The 20,306-nt window shown below is 67.7% G+C and carries 24 protein-coding genes; 16 read left to right on the forward strand and 8 right to left on the reverse strand.

Features of this window, described 5'->3' with window-relative positions; all coding sequences use genetic code 11:
• Nucleotides 1-30 precede the first annotated feature (30 nt).
• The 6 genes from FB547_RS21125 (at nt 31) to FB547_RS21150 (ending at nt 5,302) form a co-directional block, all read left to right on the forward strand.
• Complete coding sequence (locus FB547_RS21125) at nt 31-867, forward strand: segregation and condensation protein A (protein ID WP_015866865.1); 837 nt, start codon at nt 31-33, stop codon at nt 865-867.
• Nucleotides 868-895: 28 nt separating this feature from the next.
• Nucleotides 896-2,467 (forward strand): L-aspartate oxidase, encoded by a 1,572-nt coding sequence (gene nadB, locus FB547_RS21130; RefSeq protein ID WP_145745650.1) that lies wholly within the window; start codon nt 896-898, stop codon nt 2,465-2,467.
• Nucleotides 2,468-2,537: 70 nt separating this feature from the next.
• Nucleotides 2,538-3,431 (forward strand): 3-methyl-2-oxobutanoate hydroxymethyltransferase, encoded by an 894-nt coding sequence (gene panB, locus FB547_RS21135; protein WP_145745651.1) that lies wholly within the window; start codon nt 2,538-2,540, stop codon nt 3,429-3,431.
• Between the two features lie 16 nt (nt 3,432-3,447).
• Entirely contained in the window at nt 3,448-4,287 is an 840-nt protein-coding gene (gene panC / locus FB547_RS21140; protein ID WP_145745652.1) for a pantoate--beta-alanine ligase, read from the forward strand.
• Nucleotides 4,284-4,922 carry a 7-carboxy-7-deazaguanine synthase gene (queE, locus tag FB547_RS21145; RefSeq protein ID WP_145745653.1) on the forward strand — a complete coding sequence of 213 codons (639 nt, stop codon included), beginning with the start codon at nt 4,284-4,286 and terminating at the stop codon, nt 4,920-4,922. Before panC ends, queE begins: the two co-directional genes overlap by 4 nt.
• A 17-nt stretch (nt 4,923-4,939) precedes the next feature.
• Entirely contained in the window at nt 4,940-5,302 is a 363-nt protein-coding gene (locus tag FB547_RS21150) for a 6-carboxytetrahydropterin synthase (RefSeq protein WP_145745654.1), read from the forward strand.
• Nucleotides 5,303-5,389: 87 nt separating this feature from the next.
• Here FB547_RS21150 and nadA read toward each other — a convergent pair whose 3' ends face one another.
• The 6 genes from nadA to FB547_RS21180 all read right to left on the reverse strand — a co-directional run bounded on the left by nadA (nt 5,390) and on the right by FB547_RS21180 (nt 9,990).
• Entirely contained in the window at nt 5,390-6,514 is a 1,125-nt protein-coding gene (gene nadA / locus FB547_RS21155) for a quinolinate synthase NadA (protein WP_145745655.1), read from the reverse strand.
• A 7-nt stretch (nt 6,515-6,521) separates the two neighbouring features.
• Nucleotides 6,522-7,400 carry a carboxylating nicotinate-nucleotide diphosphorylase gene (nadC, locus tag FB547_RS21160; protein ID WP_145745656.1) on the reverse strand — a complete coding sequence of 293 codons (879 nt, stop codon included), beginning with the start codon at nt 7,398-7,400 and terminating at the stop codon, nt 6,522-6,524.
• Nucleotides 7,401-7,479: 79 nt separating this feature from the next.
• Nucleotides 7,480-8,493, reverse strand: a complete 1,014-nt coding sequence (locus FB547_RS21165) for an NAD(P)H-dependent glycerol-3-phosphate dehydrogenase (RefSeq protein ID WP_145745657.1) — start codon at nt 8,491-8,493, stop codon at nt 7,480-7,482.
• Nucleotides 8,494-8,517: 24 nt separating this feature from the next.
• The gene (gene secB / locus FB547_RS21170) at nt 8,518-8,982 is read right to left on the reverse strand and encodes a protein-export chaperone SecB (RefSeq protein ID WP_015866874.1); all 465 of its coding nucleotides are present in this window, start codon (nt 8,980-8,982) and stop codon (nt 8,518-8,520) included.
• A 197-nt stretch (nt 8,983-9,179) separates the two neighbouring features.
• Nucleotides 9,180-9,440, reverse strand: a complete 261-nt coding sequence (grxC, locus tag FB547_RS21175; RefSeq protein ID WP_145745658.1) for a glutaredoxin 3 — start codon at nt 9,438-9,440, stop codon at nt 9,180-9,182.
• Between the two features lie 166 nt (nt 9,441-9,606).
• The gene (locus FB547_RS21180) at nt 9,607-9,990 is read right to left on the reverse strand and encodes a rhodanese-like domain-containing protein (RefSeq protein WP_225612694.1); all 384 of its coding nucleotides are present in this window, start codon (nt 9,988-9,990) and stop codon (nt 9,607-9,609) included.
• Nucleotides 9,991-10,095: 105 nt separating this feature from the next.
• On the opposite strand from FB547_RS21180, the gene gpmA reads away from it, so the two are divergent.
• The 3 genes from gpmA (at nt 10,096) to FB547_RS21195 (ending at nt 13,182) form a co-directional block, all read left to right on the forward strand.
• On the forward strand, nt 10,096-10,839 hold the full coding sequence (gene gpmA, locus FB547_RS21185) for a 2,3-diphosphoglycerate-dependent phosphoglycerate mutase (RefSeq protein WP_145745660.1): 744 nt from the start codon (nt 10,096-10,098) through the stop codon (nt 10,837-10,839).
• Nucleotides 10,840-10,943: 104 nt separating this feature from the next.
• Entirely contained in the window at nt 10,944-12,386 is a 1,443-nt protein-coding gene (locus FB547_RS21190) for a S41 family peptidase (protein ID WP_145745729.1), read from the forward strand.
• Between the two features lie 37 nt (nt 12,387-12,423).
• Nucleotides 12,424-13,182, forward strand: a complete 759-nt coding sequence (locus FB547_RS21195; protein ID WP_145745661.1) for a HesA/MoeB/ThiF family protein — start codon at nt 12,424-12,426, stop codon at nt 13,180-13,182.
• Between the two features lie 15 nt (nt 13,183-13,197).
• Here the strand turns inward: FB547_RS21195 and FB547_RS21200 are convergent, their stop codons facing one another.
• On the reverse strand, nt 13,198-15,210 hold the full coding sequence (locus FB547_RS21200; RefSeq protein WP_145745662.1) for an AsmA family protein: 2,013 nt from the start codon (nt 15,208-15,210) through the stop codon (nt 13,198-13,200).
• Nucleotides 15,211-15,443: 233 nt separating this feature from the next.
• On the opposite strand from FB547_RS21200, the gene FB547_RS21205 reads away from it, so the two are divergent.
• Nucleotides 15,444-15,857: a response regulator gene (locus FB547_RS21205; protein WP_145745663.1), complete on the forward strand. Its 414-nt coding sequence runs from the start codon at nt 15,444-15,446 to the stop codon at nt 15,855-15,857.
• 28 nt (nt 15,858-15,885) lie between these two features.
• Here the strand turns inward: FB547_RS21205 and FB547_RS21210 are convergent, their stop codons facing one another.
• On the reverse strand, nt 15,886-16,518 hold the full coding sequence (locus tag FB547_RS21210; RefSeq protein ID WP_007837167.1) for a response regulator transcription factor: 633 nt from the start codon (nt 16,516-16,518) through the stop codon (nt 15,886-15,888).
• A gap of 107 nt (nt 16,519-16,625) precedes the next feature.
• Here FB547_RS21210 and FB547_RS21215 point away from each other — a divergent pair, with 107 nt between their 5' ends.
• From FB547_RS21215 to FB547_RS21240, 6 genes are all read left to right on the forward strand, one after another.
• Nucleotides 16,626-17,969: a CHASE3 domain-containing protein gene (locus FB547_RS21215; RefSeq protein ID WP_370878884.1), complete on the forward strand. Its 1,344-nt coding sequence runs from the start codon at nt 16,626-16,628 to the stop codon at nt 17,967-17,969.
• 192 nt (nt 17,970-18,161) lie between these two features.
• Nucleotides 18,162-18,326 carry a DUF1328 domain-containing protein gene (locus tag FB547_RS21220; RefSeq protein ID WP_015866884.1) on the forward strand — a complete coding sequence of 55 codons (165 nt, stop codon included), beginning with the start codon at nt 18,162-18,164 and terminating at the stop codon, nt 18,324-18,326.
• A 54-nt stretch (nt 18,327-18,380) separates the two neighbouring features.
• On the forward strand, nt 18,381-18,755 hold the full coding sequence (locus FB547_RS21225) for a hypothetical protein (protein ID WP_124956642.1): 375 nt from the start codon (nt 18,381-18,383) through the stop codon (nt 18,753-18,755).
• 47 nt (nt 18,756-18,802) lie between these two features.
• Nucleotides 18,803-19,186, forward strand: coding sequence for a phage holin family protein (locus tag FB547_RS21230; RefSeq protein WP_145745664.1), 384 nt, complete (start codon nt 18,803-18,805; stop codon nt 19,184-19,186).
• Nucleotides 19,173-19,670, forward strand: coding sequence for a hypothetical protein (locus FB547_RS21235; RefSeq protein WP_145745665.1), 498 nt, complete (start codon nt 19,173-19,175; stop codon nt 19,668-19,670). The genes FB547_RS21230 and FB547_RS21235 overlap by 14 nt, the downstream gene beginning before the upstream one ends.
• Nucleotides 19,667-20,227 (forward strand): bacterioferritin, encoded by a 561-nt coding sequence (locus FB547_RS21240; RefSeq protein WP_145745666.1) that lies wholly within the window; start codon nt 19,667-19,669, stop codon nt 20,225-20,227. Before FB547_RS21235 ends, FB547_RS21240 begins: the two co-directional genes overlap by 4 nt.
• Nucleotides 20,228-20,306: the final 79 nt, after the last annotated feature.

Consider the following 20,306-nt stretch of genomic DNA (forward strand, 5'->3'; position numbering starts at 1 on the left):
CGCAGCTATTGAAATGATAGCAAGCACCCGATGAAGGACAACGAGGACAGCGACACGCTCGTGGCCAGCATGCCCGAAGTGGTCGACCAGGTCGCGCTCGCCAGGCTCTATGGCGAGCCGTTGTTCGCGATGCCGAAGGACCTGTACATCCCGCCGGAGGCGCTGCAGGTCTTCCTGGAGGCCTTCGAAGGCCCGCTCGATTTGCTGCTCTACCTGATCAGGAAGCAGAACTTCAACATCCTCGACATCCCGATGGCGGGGCTCACGCGACAGTACCTGAGCTACGTCGACGAGATCCGCCAGACCAACCTCGAGCTCGCGGCCGAGTATTTGCTGATGGCCGCGATGCTGATCGAGATCAAGTCGCGCATGCTGCTGCCGCCCAAGAAGGTGGCCGACGGCGAAGAGGCCGAAGACCCGCGCGCCGAACTCGTGCGCCGCCTGCTCGAGTACGAGCAGACCAAGCTGCAGGCCGCCGCCATCAGCGCGCTGCCGACCTACGGGCGCGACTTCTGGAAGGGGCAGGTCTACATCGAGCAGTCGCTCAAGCCGCGCTTTCCCGATGTGAACGTGATCGAGCTGCGCGACGCCTGGGCCGACATCATGAAGCGCGCCAAGCTCGTGCAGCACCACAAGATCTCGCGCGAGGAGCTCAACGTGCGCGAGCACATGAGCATCGTGCTGCGCCACCTGCAGGGGCAGCGCTTCGTCGAGTTCGAGAAGCTGTTCGACGTGTCGCGCGGCGCGCCGGTGCTGATCGTCACCTTCATCGCGATGCTCGAGCTCGCGAAGGAAACGCTGATCGACATCACGCAGGCGGAAGCCTTCGCGCCGATCTACGTTCGCCTCGCTTACTCGCCGGCCTGAACCCATCCCCCACTCCGAGAATTCCGCCGTGCACGACTTCGACGTCCTCATCGTCGGCAGCGGCCTTGCAGGCCTCTCCGCCGCGCTGCACCTGGCGCCCACGCACCGCGTGGCCGTGCTGACCAAGCGCGCGCTCAACGACGGCTCCAGCGCCTGGGCGCAGGGCGGCATTGCCGCGGTGCTGGCCGCGGGCGACAGCTTCGACGCCCATGTCGAAGACACGCTGATTGCCGGTGCCGGCCTGTGCGACCCCGAGGCCACGCGCCTGGTCGTCGAGGGCGCGCCGCAGGCCATCGCCTGGCTGCGCGAACTCGGCGTGCCGTTCTCGGAGGAAGGCGGCGGCCTGCACCTGACGCGCGAAGGCGGCCACAGCCAGCGCCGCATCGTGCACGTGACCGACGCCACCGGCGCGGCCGTGCAGCGCACGCTGATCGAGCAGGTGCGCCGCACGCCCAACATCTCGCTCTTCGAGCACCACACGCTGGTCGACCTGGTCACCGGCACCAAGCTGGGCCTGAAGGACCCCGCCTGCGTGGGCCTCTATGCGCTCGACAGCCAAACCGATGAAGTGCTGGCCTTCCGCGCGCCGCACACCATCCTGGCGACCGGCGGCGCGGGCAAGGTGTACCTCTACACCACCAACCCCGACACCGCCACCGGCGACGGCATTGCCGCGGCCTGGCGCGCGGGCTGCCGGGTGTCGAACATGGAGTTCATCCAGTTCCACCCGACCTGCCTCTACCACCCGCACGCCAAGTCCTTCCTGATCAGCGAGGCGGTGCGCGGCGAAGGCGGCTTGCTCAAGTTGCCCGACGGCACGCGCTTCATGCCAAAGCATGATGAACGCGCCGAACTCGCGCCGCGCGACGTGGTGGCCCGCGCCATCGACTTCGAGATGAAGAAGCACGGCCTGGACTGCGTGTACCTCGACATCTCTCACCAGCCGCCGGAGTTTCTCCAGGAACACTTCCCCAACATCCTGGCGCGCTGCCTGGAGCTGGGCATCGACATCACGCGCGATCCCATTCCCGTGGTGCCGGCCGCGCACTACACCTGCGGCGGCGTACGGAGCGACCTGGCCGGGCGCACCGACCTGCCCGGCCTCTACGCCATCGGCGAGACCGCCTGCACCGGCCTGCATGGCGCCAACCGCCTCGCGAGCAATTCGCTGGTCGAGTGCATGGTGTTCGCACGCGCCGCGGCCGGCGCCATTGCCGCGGCACCGGCGCGCGAGCGCATCGAGCTGCCGGCCTGGGACGAAAGCCGCGTCACCGATGCCGACGAGGCCGTGGTCATCTCGCACAACTGGGACGAACTGCGCCGCTTCATGTGGGACTACGTCGGCATCGTGCGAACCAACAAGCGCCTGGAGCGTGCGAGCCACCGCATCGCGCTGCTGCAGGCCGAGATCCAGGAGTTCTACGCGAACTTCCACGTCACGCGCGACCTGCTCGAACTGCGCAACCTGGTGCAAGTGGCCGAGCTGATCGTGCGCTGCGCGCAGGCCCGCCACGAGAGCCGCGGCCTGCATTTCAGCCGTGACTACCCCTCGCTCGCCGAGCCCACCGCGCCCACGGTGCTGGTGCCGCCGGCCGACTGACCCACCCCGTTTCGTCTTTTCTTCACTCAAGGATGCCCGGCCACCGACGCCCGCAGGGAGAAACCCAACCATGTCGAACACCACCACCCCACAGCCAGAGACCACACCAGCCTCGCCCTACGGCACGCTGCCGCCCGCTTCGACGCCCGCCTCGCGCAAGCCCGTGAGCCTGCCGCGCCTGGCCGACATGCATGCGCGCGGCGAGAAGATCACCATGCTCACCGCCTACGACGCCACCTTTGCGGCCATGGCCGACGCGGCCGGCATCGACTGCCTTTTGGTCGGCGATTCGCTCGGCATGGTCTGCCAGGGCCTGGCGAGCACCGTGGGCGTGACGCTGGACACCATGCGCTACCACACCGACAGCGTCTCGCGCGGCCTGCGCCGCGTGCAGGGCACGGCCTGGCTGATTGCCGACCTGCCCTTCGGCAGCTACCAGGAATCGCGCGAGCAGGCCTTGCGCAGCGCCACGGTGCTGATGCAAGTCGGCGCCCACATGGTCAAGCTCGAAGGCGGCGGCTGGACCACCGAGACGGTGCGCTTCCTGGTCGAGCGCGGCATTCCGGTGTGCGCGCACCTGGGCCTGACGCCGCAGACCGTGCATGCGCTCGGCGGCTACCGCGTGCAGGGCAAGGGCGATGCCGGCGCGCTCCTCAAGCAGCAGGCCCATGCGCTGCAGGACGCGGGCGCGACGATGCTGGTGCTCGAGATGGTGCCGGCCGCGCTGGCCGCCGAGCTCACGAATGAGCTGAAGCACTGCGCCACCATCGGCATCGGCGCGGGCAAGGGCACCGCCGGGCAAGTGCTGGTGTTGCACGACATGCTGGGCATCAACCTCGGAAAGATGCCGAAGTTCGTGCGCAACTTCATGGCCGACGCGCCGGGCGTGCTGCCCGCCCTCAAAGCCTACGTGCAGGCCGTCAAGGACGGCAGCTTCCCCGACGACCAACTCCACGCCTGGTAAGGAAGGAACCGAGACCATGTACATCGCACACACCATCGCCGAACTGCGCAACCATCTGGCGGCCTTCAAGCGCCCTGCCTTCGTCCCCACCATGGGCAACCTGCACGACGGCCACCTGGCCCTCGTGCAGCAGGCCAGGCCGCTGGGCGACGTCACCGTGGCGAGCATCTTCGTGAACCGCCTGCAGTTCCTGCCGCACGAGGATTTCGACACCTACCCGCGCACCTGGGACAGCGACTGCGAGAAGCTGCGCACGGCCGGCTGCGACGTGCTCTTTGCGCCCGACGAAAAGGCGCTCTACCCCGAGCCGCAAACCTGCAAGGTGCACCCGGACCCGGCGCTGGCCGACATCCTCGAAGGCCACTTCCGCCCGGGCTTCTTCGTCGGCGTGTGCACGGTGGTGCTCAAGCTCTTCCAGTGCGTGCAGCCGCGCGTGGCGGTGTTCGGCAAGAAGGACTACCAGCAGCTCATGATGATCCGCCACATGGTGCGGCAGTTCGCGCTGCCGATCGAGATCGTCGGCGGCGAGACCTTCCGCGCCGACGACGGACTCGCGCTGTCGTCGCGCAACGGCTACCTGAGCGAGGCCGAGCGCGCGGAAGCCGTGCAGCTCTCGAAGGCGCTGAAGGCCATGGCCGAAGCCGTGCAAGCCGGCGAACGCGATTTGGCCGCGATCGAAGCGCGGGCAATGCAGGCGCTGGCGCAGCGCGGCTGGCAACCGGACTATCTTGTACTGCGGCGCCGCTCCGATCTGCAGGCGCCCTCGGCCGGCGAGCCGCTGGTAGCGCTGGCCGCGGCGCGGCTGGGCGGTACGCGGCTGATCGACAACCTCGAAATCGACGCAATACCGTCATGACCTACAGCGTCAAGGAAATCTTCTACACCCTGCAGGGCGAAGGCGGCCAGGCCGGCATGCCGGCCGTGTTCTGCCGCTTCGCGGGCTGCAACCTCTGGACCGGCCGCGAGGAAGACCGCGCCACGGCCGTCTGCCGTTTCTGCGACACCGACTTCGTCGGCACCGACGGCACGCTGGGCGGCAAGTTCAAGGATTCCGAGCTGCTGGCCGACACCATCGCCGCGCAATGGCCGGCCGACGACGCCAAGCATCGGTTGGTCGTGCTGACCGGCGGCGAGCCGCTGCTGCAGGTGGACGCCGCGCTGGTCGACGCGCTGCACGCGCGGCGCTTTCGCATCGCGGTGGAGAGCAACGGCACGGTCGCCGCACCCGAGGGCATCGACTGGCTCTGCATCAGCCCCAAGGCCGGCGCGCCCTGGGTGCAGCAGCGCGGACAGGAACTCAAGCTGGTGTGGCCGCAGACCGGGTTCGATCTCGACACCATGGCATGCACCGGCGAGTTCACGCACCGCTTCCTGCAGCCGATGGACGGGCCCGACCGCGCGGCCAACACCGAGCTGTGCATTACCGAATGCATGCGCCATCCGGCGTGGCGCCTGAGCGTGCAGACCCACAAGATCACCGGCATCCGCTGAGCGCGGAATTTCTTCAGATGCGATTCACCATCAGCCAACGCTTTTTCTTCGACGCCGCGCACACGCTCAAGCGCGAGATCGAAGCCGAAGGCAGCCGCCGTATCCACGGCCATACCTACCATGCCGAAGTCTGGCTTGCGGGCCAGCGCGACCCCGTCACGGGCATGGTCGTCGACCTCGGATTGCTGCGCCGCCGGCTCGACGACGTGCGCGAGCAGCTCGACCATCACCTGCTCGACGACGTGGCGGGACTGCATCCGCCGACGCTCGAAAACCTGTGCCTGTTCATTGCGGACGCGCTGCCCGAATTCCGTCCCTCGCTCGCGCGGGTGCGCGTGTGGCGCGAGGCGCTGGGGGACAGCTGTACGCTGGAGTTCTAGGTTTTACTCCCTCCCCTTCCGGGGGAGGGTCGGGGTGGGGGCAAGCGGCGCCTCCATCGAGCGCACTGCCCGCCCCCATATACGCAATCAGGCCGCGCCGATGCCCGCAACCAGGCTGCCGGGCGCCTGTCCATTCTTCAGCCCCGCCGTGAACGCCAGCATCCGATCGATCGGCACGCGCGCGCGCAGCCCCAGCGCCGGATCGACGTGGATCTCGCCCGCACCCGTCTCCAGCGCATTCGCCAGCTCCACCAACCCATTCATCGCCATCCACGGGCAATGCGCGCAACTCTTGCAAGTGCCACCGTTGCCGGCCGTGGGCGCCTCGATGAAGGTCTTGCCGGGGTTCAGCGTACGCAGCTTGTGCAGCATGCCGGTGTCGGTGGCGACGATGAATTCGCTCGCGTCCAGGCGCTGCGCCGCGTTCAGGATGGCCGAGGTGGAACCCACCGCATCGGCCAGCGCGATCACGTCGGCCGGCGATTCGGGATGCACCAGCACCTTCGCGGCCGGGTGCGCCTTCTTGAGCAACTCGAGCTCCAGCGCCTTGAATTCGTCGTGCACGATGCAGGCGCCGTTCCAGCTCACCATGTCGGCGCCGGTCTGGCGCTGGATGTAGTCGCCCAGGTGGCGGTCGGGGCCCCAGAGGATCTTGCGGCCCTGCGCATGCAGCGCGCTCACCACGTCGAGCGCGCAGCTCGAGGTGACGAGCCAGTCGGCGCGCGCCTTCACGGCCGCGCTGGTGTTGGCGTAGACCACCACGGTGCGGTCCGGGTGCCGGTCGCAGAAGGCGCTGAATTCGTCGACCGGACAGCCCAGGTCGAGCGAGCAGTTGGCGTCCAGATCGGGCATGAGCACGCGCTTCTCGGGCGAGAGGATCTTGGCGGTCTCGCCCATGAAGCGCACGCCCGACACCACCAGCGTCTGCGCCGCATGGTCGCGGCCGAAGCGCGCCATCTCGAGCGAATCGCTCACGATGCCGCCGGTTTCCTCGGCCAGGTCCTGCAGGTCGGGGTGCACGTAGAAGTGCGACACCATCACGGCATTGCGTTCGCGCAGCAGGCGGCGGATGCGTTCCTTGAGCGCGCTGCGTTCGCCGGGCGAGGGCTCGGGCGGCACGCGGGCCCAGGCGTGGCGCGTGTCGCAGGCCGCGCCGGCCCCGGCCGCGGGTTGTTCGTAGTCGACGTCGATGACGAAGGAAGGAGCAGCCATGGCGCGCTCAGCCTTCCTGGAAACGCATGGAGAAATCGATCGCCTTCACGTCCTTGGTGAGCGCGCCGATGGAGATGCGGTCCACGCCGGTGTCGGCCAGCGTGCGCAGGCCCTCGAGCGTCACGCCGCCCGAAATTTCGAGCACGGCCTTGCGGTCCTCGCCAGCTTGCGCGTTGATGCGGACGGCTTCGCGCAGGGTCGGCAGGTCCATGTTGTCGAGCAGCACCATGCGCGCGCCCGCCTCCAGCGCCTCGCGCAGCTGCGCCAGGGTTTCGACCTCGACCTCGACGAAGGCCGCGCGCTGCGCCACCGGTGCCACCGCGCGCAGCGCCGCGGCCACGCCGCCGGCCGCGGCAATGTGGTTTTCCTTGATGAGCACCGCGTCGTAAAGGCCGATGCGGTGGTTCACGCCGCCGCCCGTGCGCACCGCGTACTTCTGCGCCAGGCGCAGGCCCGGCAGGGTCTTGCGGGTGTCGACGATGCGCGCGCGCGTGCCGCGCACCGCGTCGGCGTAGGCCGCCGTCTTGGTGGCGACCCCGCTCAGGAGCTGAAGAAAGTTGAGCGCGGTGCGCTCGGCCGTGAGCAGTGCGCGCGCGGTGCCCTCGATCTCGAGCACGGTCTGGTCGGCCGCACAGCGCTCGCCCTCGCCACACAGCCAGCGGATGCGGGCCTGCGGATCGAGCTGCCGCACGGTGGCTTCGACCCAGGGCGCGCCGCAGAGCACGGCCGCCTCGCGCGCCAGCACCCTGGCATGGGCGCGGCGGCCGGGGTCGACCAGCGAGGCGGTCAGGTCGCCGTCGGCCACGTCTTCCTGCAGGGCCCGGGCGGCGTCGGCCTGGGCCAGCGCGGCCACGGCCGGCGCCGAAAAATCAAAGCGAGGGCTCATGGCTGTCTTGTCTCTTCAGTCTTGTGGTGATTCATGGCATGCGGCAGGGCCTTGGCATGCGATTCGAGGTGTGCGTCCCTTAGCCCCTGACGGATTCAGGGACCGGATCGCGGCCGGTCAGCGAAGCCACCGCCTGCTGCGGGCTCAGCCGGCCGTCGAGCAGCGCGACCACGCCTTCGGCGATGGGCATTTCCACGCCCAGGCCACGCGCGCGCTGCACCACGGTGCGCGCGCAATAGACGCCTTCGGCCACATGGCCCAGCGAAGCGACGGCCTGCGCGAGCGTGTGGCCCTGGGCCAGCAGCAGGCCCACCTTGCGGTTGCGCGAGAGGTCGCCGGTGGCCGTCAGCACCAGGTCGCCAAGGCCCGAAAGGCCCATGAAGGTCTCGGCGCGGGCGCCAAGCGCCAGTCCGAAGCGCGTCATTTCGGCCAGGCCCCGCGTGATGAGCGCCGCGCGCGCATTGAGCCCCAGCGCCAGGCCGTCGCAGAGGCCGGTGGCAATCGCCAGCACGTTCTTGACGGCGCCGCCGACCTCGACGCCCACGATGTCGTCGTTGGCGTAGACGCGCAGGGCCGGTCCGTGGAAGGCGTCGACCAGCGCGTCGCGCACCGCGGCATGGGGGCTTGCGGCCACCAGCGCCGTCGGGCGGCCTTCGGCGACTTCCTGCGCAAAGCTCGGGCCGCTGAGCACGCCGGCCATCAGTTCAGGCGCGACCTGTCCCCAGATTTCGTGGGCCAGCAGGCCGTAGGAGGTGGGAGAAGAGGCATCGAGCGCGGGCTCGACGCCCTTGCACAGCCACGCCACCGGCACGGAGGTGCCGCGCAGGGCAATGAGCTGCTGGCGCAAGGCGGCCATGGGCGTGGCCACGACGACGAGTTCGGCACCCGCCTGGGCCTGGCGCAGGTCGCCGGCGCGCACCGTGAGTGCGGGGGGCAGTGCCAGGCCGGGCAGGTAGCGGACGTTTTCGCGCGCCTTGGACATGGCCGCCGCCTGGGCCGCGTCACGCGCCCAGAGCGTGACCTCGTGGCGGCCCGCCGCGTTGACAGCCAGCGCCGTGCCCCAGGCACCGGCGCCATGAACGCAGATCTTCATCGGCGTTGCGGCGCTGCGCCGGCTTTACTGCGTGACGATCGGCGAGGGCTGGCCGGCGGCCTGCGCCTGCTGCTGCTCGTACATCGCCTGGAAGTTGATTTCCGCCAGGTGCACGGGCGGGAAGCCGCCGCGCTGGATCACGTCGGCCACGTTGCCGCGCAGGTACGGATAGACGATCTGCGGGCAGGCGATGCCGAGGATCGGGCCCATCTGGTCTTCGGGCAGGTTGCGGATCTCGAAGATGCCGGCCTGCTTGGCTTCGACCAGGAACACGGTCTTGTCCTGGATCTTGGTCTGCACCGTGGCCGAGACGGTGATCTCGAAGATGCCTTCGGCCACCGGCTGAGCGTCCACGCCGAGCTGGATGTCGACCGTGGGCTGCTCCTGCTCGAGCAGGATGGCGGGCGAATTGGGCTGTTCGAGCGACAGGTCCTTGAGGTAGACGCGCTGGATCTGGAAAACGGGATCTTGGGCTTGCTGGTCGGCCATGGCTGAACTTTCGAGGATCAAAACAATGCCCGCCGGGGAGAGCTTCCCGCAGCGGGCTGCAGATGAATGGGTAAACGATTATCGCCCGGCGCCCGGACCCATTCGTGAAACACCGCGGAACCGGCTTTGCCGGGCCGCAGGTGCTGCCCCCGGCGAGGGGGTGGGCGAAGGTGCGCGAAGACTGGGGGAGCGCCTCATCAAGCGCCTTGCAGCAGGGGCATCAGGCCACCGCGGCCGTCCAGCGCCACCAGGTCGTCGCAGCCGCCCACATGGGTGTCGCCGATGAAGATCTGCGGCACCGTGCGGCGCTGGGTGATCTCCATCATGGTGCTGCGGGCCGCGGGATCGCTGTCGATGCGGATCTCTTCGATCTCCTCGACACCCTTGGACTTGAGGATCTGCTTGGCGCGGACGCAGTACGGGCAGAAGGCGGTGGTGTACATCTTGACGGCTTGCATACGCTGTACCTTGGGAAGACTTTGAGAATTTCAACAGCTTCGGCCATGCCGCACTCCCTTCAGGGGAAACGCCGCGGAACCGGCTTCGCCGGGCCGCTGGCGTTGCCCCCGGTAGGGGGTTGGCGAAGCGACACGAAGTGCGCGAAGACTGGGGGCGAGCCGATGACTAGGCTTTTTCAACCGGCAGGTTAGCCTCTTTCCAGGCCTTGAGGCCGCCGGAAACCGCTTGGGCCTGCTCGTAGCCGAGTTTCTTGGCCATGGCCACGGCGCGCTGGGCGCGGGCGCCCGTGGCGCACACCAGCAGCAGCGGCACGTTCTTGTTCTTGACCGCGCCGGTCAGTTTTTCCTCGAGCTGGTTCAGGGGCACGTTCTTGGCGCCGATCATGTGGCCGGTGGCGAACTCTTCGGGTTCGCGCACGTCGACCAGCACCGCGCGTTCGCGGTTGATGAGATGCACCGCCCCCTGGGCCGTGAGCGTGCCGCCGCCGGCGCCGCGCACGAGCGGCCAGGCCAGCATGCCACCCGAGCTGAGTGCGATCAGGATCAGCATCCAGTTCGCGGTGACGAATTCGATCAATTTCACGGGGGTTCCTTGGATGGCAAACCCGGGATTTTAGAATGCTGGTTTTCCCAAGCGCTGCCAAAGGCTTCCCACATGCACAAACTGGTACTGATCCGCCATGGCGAATCGACCTGGAATCTCGAAAACCGTTTCACCGGCTGGACCGACGTCGACCTGACCGAAACCGGCATCGAACAGGCCAAGCAGGCCGGCCGGCTGCTCAAGGCCGAGGGCTACGACTTCGACGTGGCCTACACCAGCGTGCTCAAGCGCGCCACCCGCACGCTCTGGCACACCCTGGACGAGCTCGACCGCACCTGGCTGCCCGTGGTGCATTCGTGGCGCCTGAACGAGCGCCACTACGGCGCCCTGCAGGGCCTCAACAAGGCTGAAACCGCCAAGAAGTACGGCGACGAGCAGGTGCTGGTCTGGCGCCGCAGCTACGGCACCCCGCCGCCGCCCCTGGAAGCCGACGACCCGCGCAGCGAACGCTCCGACGTGCGCTACGCCAAGCTCGCGCCCGAGCAGATCCCGCTGACCGAGTGCCTGAAGGACACGGTGGCGCGCGTGCTGCCGTTCTGGAACGAATCGATGGCACCGGCCATCCGCGCCGGGCGCCGCCTGGTGGTGGCTGCGCACGGCAATTCGATCCGGGCGCTGGTCAAGTACCTCGACGGCATTTCGGACGACGCCATCGTCGGCCTGAACATCCCGAACGGCATCCCGCTGGTCTACGAACTCGACGACGAGCTCAAGCCGCTGCGGCACTACTACCTCGGCGACGCCGCAGCCGCCGAAAAGGCCGCCGCAGCGGTGGCCTCGCAGGGCAAGGGCTGAAAAAAGAAAGCCCCTCGGCGGCGCTCCCCCGTGGAACCCCGGCAGGCAATTTGCTTCCAAGCTGTGTATATTGGTTCGACAGCCGACAAGGACAATCACTCATGATGGGTCAGAAACTGAAGATTACCGGCTGGGTTGCCGCCGGCGCCGTTGCCGGCGTCTTGACCACCGTCTCGTTGCAGACGGTTGCACGCGGTTCGCTTGCGCCGCTCCCACTCGAAGAATTGCAGCAGCTCGCCGCGGTGTTCGGCATGGTCAAGAGCGACTATGTCGAGCCGGTCGACGAGAAAAAGCTCATTTCCGACGCCATCTCGGGGATGGTGGCCGGACTCGATCCGCATTCCCAGTACTTCGACAAGAAGTCCTTCAAGGAATTCCGGGAAGGCACCACCGGCCGCTTCGTCGGCGTGGGCATCGAAATTTCCCAGGAAGACGGACTCATCAAGGTGGTGTCGCCGATCGAGGGCTCGCCGGCCTTCCGCGCGGGCCTGAAGCCCAACGACCTGATCACCAAGATCGACGACACGGCCGTGCGCGGCCTGTCGCTCAACGAAGCCGTCAAGCGCATGCGCGGCGAGGCCAACACCAAGGTGCTGCTGACCATCTTCCGCAAGGACGAGAGCCGCACCTTCCCGGTCACGATCACGCGCGAGGAAATCCGTACCCAGTCGGTGCGCGGCAAGGTCATGGAGCCCGGCTACGGCTGGATCCGGCTGTCGCAGTTCCAGGAACGCACGGTCGACGACTTCGTGAAGAAGGTCGAGGACATCTACAAGGAAGAGCCCAACCTCAAGGGCCTGGTGCTCGACCTGCGCAACGACCCGGGCGGCCTGCTCGACGCGGCCGTCGCCATCTCGGCCGCCTTCCTGCCCGAGAACGTCACCGTGGTGTCGACCGACGGCCAGCTGGCCGAGAGCAAGTCCGTCTACAAGGCGGCGCCCGAGTTCTACCAGCGCCGCTCCGGCAGCGACCCGCTGCGCAACCTGCCCGCGGCGCTCAAGACCGTGCCGCTGGTGGTGCTGGTGAACGAAGGCTCGGCCTCCGCGAGCGAGATCGTGGCCGGCGCGCTGCAGGACCACAAGCGCGCCACCATCATGGGGAGCCAGACCTTCGGCAAGGGCTCGGTGCAGACGGTGCGCCCGCTCGGTCCGGACACGGGCCTCAAGATCACCACGGCGCGCTACTACACGCCCAGCGGCACCTCGATCCAGGCCAAGGGCATCGTGCCCAACGTGCTGATCGACGAAAGCGCCGAGGGCAGCCCCTTCGCCGCCCTGCGCATGCGCGAGGCTGACCTCGAAAAGCACCTGGCCAGCGGCCAGGGCCCTGAAACCAAGGACCCGGAACGCGAAAAGGCCCGCGACGAAGCCCGCAAGCGCCTCGAGGAAGAAGCCAAGAAGCCGCCGCAGGACCGCAAGGTGCCCGAGTTCGGCACCGACAAGGACTTCCCGCTGGTGCAGGCGCTCAACCGCCTCAAGGGCCAGCCGGTGCTGGTCAGCAAGACCCAGGTCATTGTCGAAAACAAGGAAGAGAAGAAGGAAAACTGAAGCCGCGCAGCCCCAGAGGCAGCGGCCCGACGCGCGCATGGACGACCACGACCTGCTGCGCTACTCGCGGCACATCCTCCTCGAGGAATTCGGCATCGACGGGCAGGCGCGCGTGAGCGCCGGCCGCGTTCTTGTCATCGGTGCCGGCGGGCTGGGCTCGCCGGTTGCGCTTTATCTCGCGGCCGCGGGCGTCGGCCAGATCACGCTGGTTGACGACGACGAGGTCGACCTCACCAACCTGCAGCGCCAAGTCGCCCATACGAATGCGCGCGTCGGCCGGCCCAAGGTCGAATCGGCGGCCCAGGCCATGCGCGACATCAACCCGGACATCGCGATCGAGACGCACGCGCTGCGTGCCGACGAGGCCCTGCTTTCGCGCCTCGTCGCGGCAGCGGACGTGGTGGTCGATTGCTGCGACAACTTTGCCACCCGCCATGCGGTCAACCGGGCCTGCGTGGCACACGGCAAGCCGCTGGTGGCGGGCGCCGCGATCCGCTTCGACGGCCAGTTGAGCGTGTATGACACGCGCGACGACGCCTCGCCCTGCTACGCCTGCATCTTCCCGCCCGATGCGGCCTTCGAGGAAACGCGCTGCGCGGTGCTCGGGGTGTTCGGCCCGGTGGTCGGCACCATCGGCACGCTGCAGGCCAGCGAAGCGCTCAAGCTGCTCGCAGGCATCGGGCCGTCGCTCGCGGGCAAGCTCCTGATGTTCGACGGGCGGCGCACCGCCTTCGATACGCTGAAGATCGCGCGCGATCCGCACTGCAGCGTGTGCGCGCAGCGCGCGCGCGCCTGAGCGGGCGCCTGCGGCTCAGCGCGCCCTCGCGCCCTTGGCCTTGGCGGCACCAGCGGCCGCCGGACCGGCGCTGGGCTTGTTGGCCTGCCCCAGCACGCTCTTGCAATCGGAGTCTTCGCCCGGACCGCTTTCGACGGTCGCGGCCAGTGCCAGGAGCGGATTGACGGCACCCAGCGCCAGCGCGGCCAGGCCACGCTGGGCCAGCGGAACCACCTTCAGGCCGCCTCTCGGTGCGCCGAAGGTGCCGCTCACCACCAGCGGCGTGCGAACCGACAAAATGCTCTTGCTCTTGGGCTCCGGATAGACCACGAAATCGAGGCCCTCGGTGGCCAGGTTGGCCTGCCCCGTGGCGGTAAACACGGCATTGGTCGTGTCCAGCATCAGCGTGCGCCCCGTCATCAGCCCCTTGTTCACGTCGAACGCCAGCGCCGCGCAGCGCAGTTCGACGTTGCGGTCGCCGCGCAGCAGGAACTTGATGATGTCGCCGCCCACCAGTGTCGCGAACACAGGCAGCAGGTTGCCGAACTGGCCGCGCCCCGCCATGACCGCCACGTCGCCCGAGGCGCCCCCGAGCCAGTTGGCCACGGTGCTGCCCGGGCCCGACAGGTTGATGCGCCCGTCCAGCCGCCCCACGCTGTTGCCCGTGGTTTCGAGCTTGGGGAAAACTCGCGCCAGCTGCATCGCGCGCACGTCGAGCGAGGCCCGGATGTCTGCCGGGTTCTTCGAGGCATCGATGCGGATCGCACCGCTCATCCTGCCGCCGGCTATGCCGAGGTCGAGGGGATCGAGCGTCAGCACGCCGTCGGCCAGCTTGACCTGCACGCTGCCGCGATCGAGCGGGATGTCGCGTACGTTCCGGATGCGGTCCGCCGTGTACTTCACGTCGGCGTTCATCGCATGCACGCGCTCGAAGTCGAGCGGGGCCGCGGGCAGCACCTTGCCGCCGGGGCGCCTGGCCTGGGTGATGGTCGGCGGCGGCGCCACGCCTTCCACCGCCCGGGCCGAGCGTTCGGTGGGCCGCAGGCCGATCAGCGGGCCCAGGTCGTCCATGTCCATCAGCCGGGAGCGCAACTCGCCTGCCAGATGCGGCACCCGGCCGGCCTTGTCGAAGCGCATGTCGCCGGCGATGTCGGACAGGCCGAGCCGGCCCTTGAGTCCCGCCACCTCCCACAGCTTGCCGCGCTTGCGCAAGTCGCCGCTCAGTGCATAAGGAGAGGTTTCCGGCAGTGCGATGCCCAGCAGCGGGAACAGGGCGCCGAGGGTCTGGCCCTTGAGATCAAACCTGGCCTCGATGCCGTCGAGGTCGGCGAAGTCGGTCACGGTGCCCGATGCCTTCAGCCGGGTGTGGCCGGCCGCGGCATCGATCTCCATCGGGAACGGCGGCTGGCCGGCCGCCTTGAGCTGCAGCACGTTGCCGGTGCGGCCCTCCGCGCTCAGCGGCTGGCCCTTGTAGCGGCCCTTGATGCGAAAGTTCAGGGGAAGCGCCCCGCGGCTGGTGTCGTAGCTCACGTCCGCATGCAGGTCGACGCCCAGGTGCGTGGCCAGGAAATCGACCGCGCCGCTGTCCACCTGCATCTGGCCGATGACCGGAACGGTGCCGGGATCGGAGGTGTCCTTGCCGAGCGCCCACGTGCGGCGCCCGTCCTGTTCCATTTGCAGGCCCAGGATGGGCGAAGAAAGCGCCAGCCGCGGGATCACCACCTTCTGCGTGAGGAGCAGCGGCCACAGCCGGATGTCGAACTCGGCACGCTCGGCCTTGACCAGGTAGGGGTCGCGGGCCCAGGGCGGATTGGCAAACTCGATGCCGTCGGCCTTGACGGTGGCGCCGCGCAGGCCGATGCCCACATCGAGCTGGCGCGTGATCTCGAATTTGCGCCCGGTCTTCTCGCTGACATAGCGATTCACGGGCCCGCGCAAGGTGTCCCACGGGAAGAACACCAGCAGCACCGCCAGCGCGGCAAGCAGCAGCACCACAGCCGCAAGCAGCTTGAGCCAGAGCGGCCGGTTGCGAAGGACGTTCGTTGCCATGAAAGCTGGATATATCCGCCGCGCCGCATCGCGGGTCGGCAATGGACCGCAGAAACCGTGAGGCATTGCCTACGGAACGGCCTCGCCGGCCCTCTCGTCAGAACGCGCCTACAACACCCTTCCCCCGAAACTTGCATGATGCTCGTCGGCGGCGCCACAAATTTACGGTGTGCAGGCATTCGCCAGCGGGGCGTCGAAGACACCTGCCAACGTCAGAGGAAGCGCGGTTCGGCATGGAGACAAGATTGCAGACCTACATCGTCGAAGACAACCTCACGATCCGTGAAAACCTCATTGGCACCCTGGAAGAACTTACCTGCACGACGGTGGTCGGCTTTGCCGAAACCGAAGCCCACGCGAGGCAGTGGCTGCACGATCACGGCGAGGAGTGGGACCTGGCGGTGGTCGACCTCTTTCTCAAACAAGGCAGCGGCCTGGGCGTGCTCCAGGCCTGCACCTCGCGCCGGGCGAACCAGAAGGTGGTGGTGCTCAGCAACTATGCAACGCCCGACATCCGGCGGCGCTGCGCCGAGTTCGGCGTGGATGCGGTGTTCGACAAGTCGAACGAGATCGACGCGCTGGTCGACTTCTGCATCCTGGAGGCAGTGGCTCACCGCCCCACCAGCGGCACCGGCGGCACCGGCTGAAGAAAGAGCCGGAAGCCGGAAGCCGCCGTCAATCGATCAGCTTGTTCTTCAGCGCGTAGTAGGTGAGGTCGCTGTTGGAGGACAGGTTCATCTTCTCCATCAGGCGCGTGCGGTAGGTGCTGACGGTCTTCACCGACAGCGAGAGCGTCTTGGCGATGTCGCCCGCGGTCTCGCCCTTGGCAAGCTTCAGGAACACCTGGAACTCCCGCTCCGACAGCTGCTCGTGCGGCGCTGCATCGTCCTTGCGGTCGAGTTGGCGTGCCAGCAGTTCCGCCACAGCCGGCGTGATGTAGCGGCGGCCCAGCGAGATGGTGCGAATGGCGTTGACGATCTCGATCGGATCGCACTCCTTGTTGAGGTAGCCGCTCGCACCCTGGCGGATGAGATTCATCGCGTAGTGCTCTTCAGGGTAGCCGCTCAGGATGAGGATGCCCACGTCCGGCGCCTTGGCGCGGATCATGGCGAGCGCGTCGATGCCGCTCTGCCCCGGCATGGAAAGGTCCATCACCAGCACGTCGAGCTCCGTGGTGCGCACGAGCTCGATGGCCTCTCGCCCGCTGGCGGCTTCGCCGGCCACGCGCAAATCGACGTGTTCGGAGAAGAACTGCCTCAGGCCAGATCTGACGATGGCGTGGTCGTCCACAATTCCAATTTTGATCATCTGTTACTTTCTTCGTTGTGCCGCGCCTGCGCAAGCCGCAGCATGCCGGTCCCCTGGTTGTTGTCGATTATTCACGAACTTGTGTTGAAAGCACCCTCGAAAGTTTCATGCATTGGCTAGCCCCTCCAAAAATGGCCGTGAGCCTGCTGCTCGCGGCGCTGGCCGCGCTGGCCCTCGTCGGCATCAACGAGGCCGGCTACCGCCAGTCGAGCCGCGCCCTGGCAGACATCGACGCGGCCCTGAAGGTGCGCGGTACGCTCAACCAGATCCTGCAGAACATGCTCGATGCCGAAACCGGCCAGCGAGGCTACCTCCTGACCGGCGAAGCCAGCTACCGGCAACCCTACGACACGGCGGTCAAGCAGGTCGACGGCCACCTTGCGGCACTGCGCCAACTGTACGCCGAACGCCCGGCCGAGCGCACGCGGCTGGCGGAGCTTTCGAAGCACGTGCTGCGCAAGATCGCTGAAATGGACATGAGCGTGCGGCTGCGGCAGGACGGCAAGGACGAGGCCTGGAAATTCGTCATCACGACGGACGTGGGGCGCGAGGAAATGGATTCCATTCGCAAGGCCGCCGGCGAATTGGCGGAGATCAGCAACCAGACCCTGCACCAGAGCCAGATCCAGGTGATGAAGTCGCTGCGGCTCGCGCGCATCGGCACCGCCATCGTCGCGCTTGCCGCGTTCCTGGCCTTCTTCCTCTACCTGCGGCAGGCGCACGCGCTGCGCACCATCGGAGAGCGCCAGCAGGAAACACTGCAGCGCGAGCGCAATGCGCTCGAAGACGAAGTGCGCGAACGCACCGCATCGCTGGCCGAGCTGGCCACGCACCTGCAGGACGTGCGCGAAACCGAGCGCGGCTATCTCGCGCGGGAGCTGCACGACGAACTCGGTTCGCTGCTGACCGCCGCCAAGCTGGACGTGGCCCGCCTGAAGTCGCGGCTGCTGGAGGCACCCGACGCCACCCAGCGGCTGCAGCACCTGACCGAGCTGCTCAACAGCGGCATCGCGCTCAAGCGCCGCATCATCGAGGACCTGCGGCCGTCGTCGCTGTCGAACCTCGGGCTGGTCGCCTCGCTCGAGATCCTCGGACGCGAGTTCGCCGAACGCTCGGGCATCCAGGTCCAGATGGTGCTCGAACCGGTGGCCATGGACGAATCGCGCCAGCTCACGATCTACCGCATGGTGCAGGAGAGCCTGACCAACATCGGCAAGTACGCCGAGGCCAGCGAAGCGACGATCGTCCTGAAGAATTACGAGAACCACGCGGTGGTGGAAGTGGCCGACAACGGCAAGGGCTTCGACCCCCAGCGCCTGCGCCCCTCGACGCATGGCCTGGCCGGCATGCGCCACCGGGTCGAGGCGGCCCGGGGCAAGCTCACGATCTCTTCGACGCCGGGCCGCGGAACCCGCGTGAGCGCCATGCTGCCCATTGCGAAGCCGCTCTGAGCGCTCGCCGGCATCCCCTTCGGCATTTCTGCACGGATCGGCGCGCAAGGAACTCGGCCATCTCCTACGCTCCCCGCGCCCAGCCGCTGACAGCCCCTCGCAGGGGGGGCCACTTAAGGTTGCCCACGTGCCGTTCATTTCCTCTTGGACGCGCAATTTCCAAACAACGAGCGAAGCCTCGAAGGAGTCCACATGTTGTATTACGCAGTGGTGTTTCTGGTCATCGCACTGATCGCCGCCGTGTTCGGCTTCGGCGGCATTGCAGCCAGCGCGGTAGGGATCGCCAAGATCCTTTTCGTGATCTTCGCCGTGCTTGCCATCGCCAGTTTCCTGGCCGGCTTGCTACGACGCAAGTAGCGTAGGTACGATCCACAGGCTCCCGCAATTCATCTCCCCGGAAAGGAAAAATTCATGAACACGACCAAGACTCCCTCGCAAATTGCCGACGAGGCCCGCCAGACCGCCAACGATGCGGTGGAAACGACCCGGGCCTATGCACAGAACGCGGTGAATGCGGCCGGCGAGAAGGTCCGCGAATTGCGCCGCGACGCGGAACCCGCGGTCGAACAACTGGCCGCACGCGTACAGCAGGCCGTGCAGCGCGGCCTCGATGCGGCCTCCACCACCAGCGCGCGCGCACAGCGCCGGCTGGAGCAGGCGGCCGACGTGACCGGACGCTATATCTCCGACCAGCCCGTGCGCTCGGTGCTGATTGCGGCCGCAGCCGGCGCCGCGATCACCGCCCTCATCGTGCTGGCCAGCCGCAACCGCCGGGACGACTACTGATTTGATCCGCTGAAGGCACGCACGCAGTTCCACCCGTTCCGCGCACCATGCTTCATCCGATTTTTTCCACGGTGCTCGGGCATCCGGAACTCATCGCCGACCACGCCGCCAACTACGCGGCGCTGGTAAGACAGGAGGCCTCGGAAGCGGGGCGCGGGATCGTTGCCCGCATCGTGGCCGGCGTCCTGGCAGTCGGCAGCGCTCTGCTGGCCCTCGGGCTGATCGGCGTGGCCGTGCTGATGGGCGTGCTCCACGGCAGCTTCCACTGGGTGCTGGTGGCGGTGCCCGGCGTTGCGCTGGTGATCGCCGCCATTTGCGCCTGGATGGCGGCCCGGCCGTTCCCCGGCTATGGATTCGACGATCTGCGCGCCCAGGTCGATGCCGACCTGAGGGCGCTGCACGAAGCCGGAGTTCGCCATGGACGGCAATGAGCGCAGCTTCCTGACGCCGCAGGAGCGGCTGGCCATCTCGCGCCGTGCGCTCGTCAGGCAGTTGAATGGCGAGGATGAGCCTGAGGACGGTGGCGGTCGCGGCAGGCGCCGCGCGGCGCAGGAACGTCCGGAAGAAATGCACGCCGCCGGCGAAACGGCGGACCACCGGCGAGCTTCGTCGGCGCGCGGGCGCAATCAATGGGTGTCGATGGCCCGCAGCATGACCGAGCGCTGGTGGCGCCGCCATCCGGCCCATGCGGTGGGCCAGCTCGCCCGCCCTCTGCTCGAACACTATGCCCGCAAGGAGCCTGCCAAGCTCATGGCGCTGGCGGCCGCCACGGGGGCGGTGCTCGTGCTGACCAAGCCGTGGCGCCTGCTCTCCTTCACGGCGGTGCTGGCGGCTGTGCTCAAGACATCGGACGTGGCTGACGTCGTCAACACGTTGATGCAGAAAAACACCAGCCCACGAAAGGATTCTCCATGAATGCCAATGCTTCCACCGCCACGGGTGCGCCACAACATCAGCGCCTGGTGCTCGACGAGCAGGCCATCGGCGCCGCCGCCAGGAGCCTCGACGAAGGCGCGGTCACGCCAAGCTACGGCCCCTGGCGCGACGATGTACTCAAGCTGCTGAACGACGCGCTGGCCACCGAACTGGTTTGCGTGCTGCGCTACAAGCGCCACTACTTCACGGCCAACGGCGTGTCGTCGCCCAAGATCGCCGAGGAATTCCTGGTACACGCCAATGCGGAGTCGGCCCATGCCGACCGCATTGCGGAACGCATCGTCCAGCTGGGCGGGGAGCCAGACTTCGCGCCGACGCACCTGCTCGAGCGCAGCCACGCGAGCTACGACGAATCCACCGACCTGCAGGCCATGGTGCGCGCCAATCTCGTGGCCGAGCGCATCGCCGTCGAAACGTACCGGCAGATGATCGCGCTGATCGGCGACAAGGATCCGACCACCCGGCGCATGCTGGAAGACATTCTTTCCGACGAGGAAGAGCACGCGGACGAACTCAAGGACTGGCTCGGCCACTGAGCACGATCTCCGGGGGGCCGAACGCAGCCCTCTCTTGCCCAGCAAAAAGCCCGGACGAACCGGGCTTTTTGCTGGGCAA

It is taken from the genome of Variovorax beijingensis (genome assembly GCF_007828835.1).
GTDB lineage: Bacteria > Pseudomonadota > Gammaproteobacteria > Burkholderiales > Burkholderiaceae_C > Variovorax > Variovorax beijingensis_A.

What these genes read in the sequence shown, in the direction of transcription:
- panC (WP_145745652.1), top strand. Translation starts at nt 3,448, where the DNA reads ATGTACATCGCACACACCATCGCCGAACTGCGCAACCATCTGGCGGCC.
- FB547_RS21230 (WP_145745664.1), top strand. Translation starts at nt 18,803, where the DNA reads ATGCTTCATCCGATTTTTTCCACGGTGCTCGGGCATCCGGAACTCATC.
- FB547_RS21240 (WP_145745666.1), top strand. Translation starts at nt 19,667, where the DNA reads ATGAATGCCAATGCTTCCACCGCCACGGGTGCGCCACAACATCAGCGC.
- FB547_RS21235 (WP_145745665.1), top strand. Translation starts at nt 19,173, where the DNA reads ATGGACGGCAATGAGCGCAGCTTCCTGACGCCGCAGGAGCGGCTGGCC.
- FB547_RS21200 (WP_145745662.1), bottom strand. Translation starts at nt 15,210, where the DNA reads ATGGCAACGAACGTCCTTCGCAACCGGCCGCTCTGGCTCAAGCTGCTT.
- FB547_RS21225 (WP_124956642.1), top strand. Translation starts at nt 18,381, where the DNA reads ATGAACACGACCAAGACTCCCTCGCAAATTGCCGACGAGGCCCGCCAG.
- grxC (WP_145745658.1), bottom strand. Translation starts at nt 9,440, where the DNA reads ATGCAAGCCGTCAAGATGTACACCACCGCCTTCTGCCCGTACTGCGTC.
- FB547_RS21165 (WP_145745657.1), bottom strand. Translation starts at nt 8,493, where the DNA reads ATGAAGATCTGCGTTCATGGCGCCGGTGCCTGGGGCACGGCGCTGGCT.
- FB547_RS21205 (WP_145745663.1), top strand. Translation starts at nt 15,444, where the DNA reads ATGGAGACAAGATTGCAGACCTACATCGTCGAAGACAACCTCACGATC.
- FB547_RS21195 (WP_145745661.1), top strand. Translation starts at nt 12,424, where the DNA reads ATGGACGACCACGACCTGCTGCGCTACTCGCGGCACATCCTCCTCGAG.
- FB547_RS21210 (WP_007837167.1), bottom strand. Translation starts at nt 16,518, where the DNA reads ATGATCAAAATTGGAATTGTGGACGACCACGCCATCGTCAGATCTGGC.
- FB547_RS21150 (WP_145745654.1), top strand. Translation starts at nt 4,940, where the DNA reads ATGCGATTCACCATCAGCCAACGCTTTTTCTTCGACGCCGCGCACACG.
- FB547_RS21125 (WP_015866865.1), top strand. Translation starts at nt 31, where the DNA reads ATGAAGGACAACGAGGACAGCGACACGCTCGTGGCCAGCATGCCCGAA.
- FB547_RS21220 (WP_015866884.1), top strand. Translation starts at nt 18,162, where the DNA reads ATGTTGTATTACGCAGTGGTGTTTCTGGTCATCGCACTGATCGCCGCC.
- queE (WP_145745653.1), top strand. Translation starts at nt 4,284, where the DNA reads ATGACCTACAGCGTCAAGGAAATCTTCTACACCCTGCAGGGCGAAGGC.
- secB (WP_015866874.1), bottom strand. Translation starts at nt 8,982, where the DNA reads ATGGCCGACCAGCAAGCCCAAGATCCCGTTTTCCAGATCCAGCGCGTC.
- panB (WP_145745651.1), top strand. Translation starts at nt 2,538, where the DNA reads ATGTCGAACACCACCACCCCACAGCCAGAGACCACACCAGCCTCGCCC.
- FB547_RS21180 (WP_225612694.1), bottom strand. Translation starts at nt 9,990, where the DNA reads ATGCTGATCCTGATCGCACTCAGCTCGGGTGGCATGCTGGCCTGGCCG.
- nadC (WP_145745656.1), bottom strand. Translation starts at nt 7,400, where the DNA reads ATGAGCCCTCGCTTTGATTTTTCGGCGCCGGCCGTGGCCGCGCTGGCC.
- nadA (WP_145745655.1), bottom strand. Translation starts at nt 6,514, where the DNA reads ATGGCTGCTCCTTCCTTCGTCATCGACGTCGACTACGAACAACCCGCG.
- FB547_RS21215 (WP_370878884.1), top strand. Translation starts at nt 16,626, where the DNA reads ATGCATTGGCTAGCCCCTCCAAAAATGGCCGTGAGCCTGCTGCTCGCG.
- FB547_RS21190 (WP_145745729.1), top strand. Translation starts at nt 10,944, where the DNA reads ATGGGTCAGAAACTGAAGATTACCGGCTGGGTTGCCGCCGGCGCCGTT.
- gpmA (WP_145745660.1), top strand. Translation starts at nt 10,096, where the DNA reads ATGCACAAACTGGTACTGATCCGCCATGGCGAATCGACCTGGAATCTC.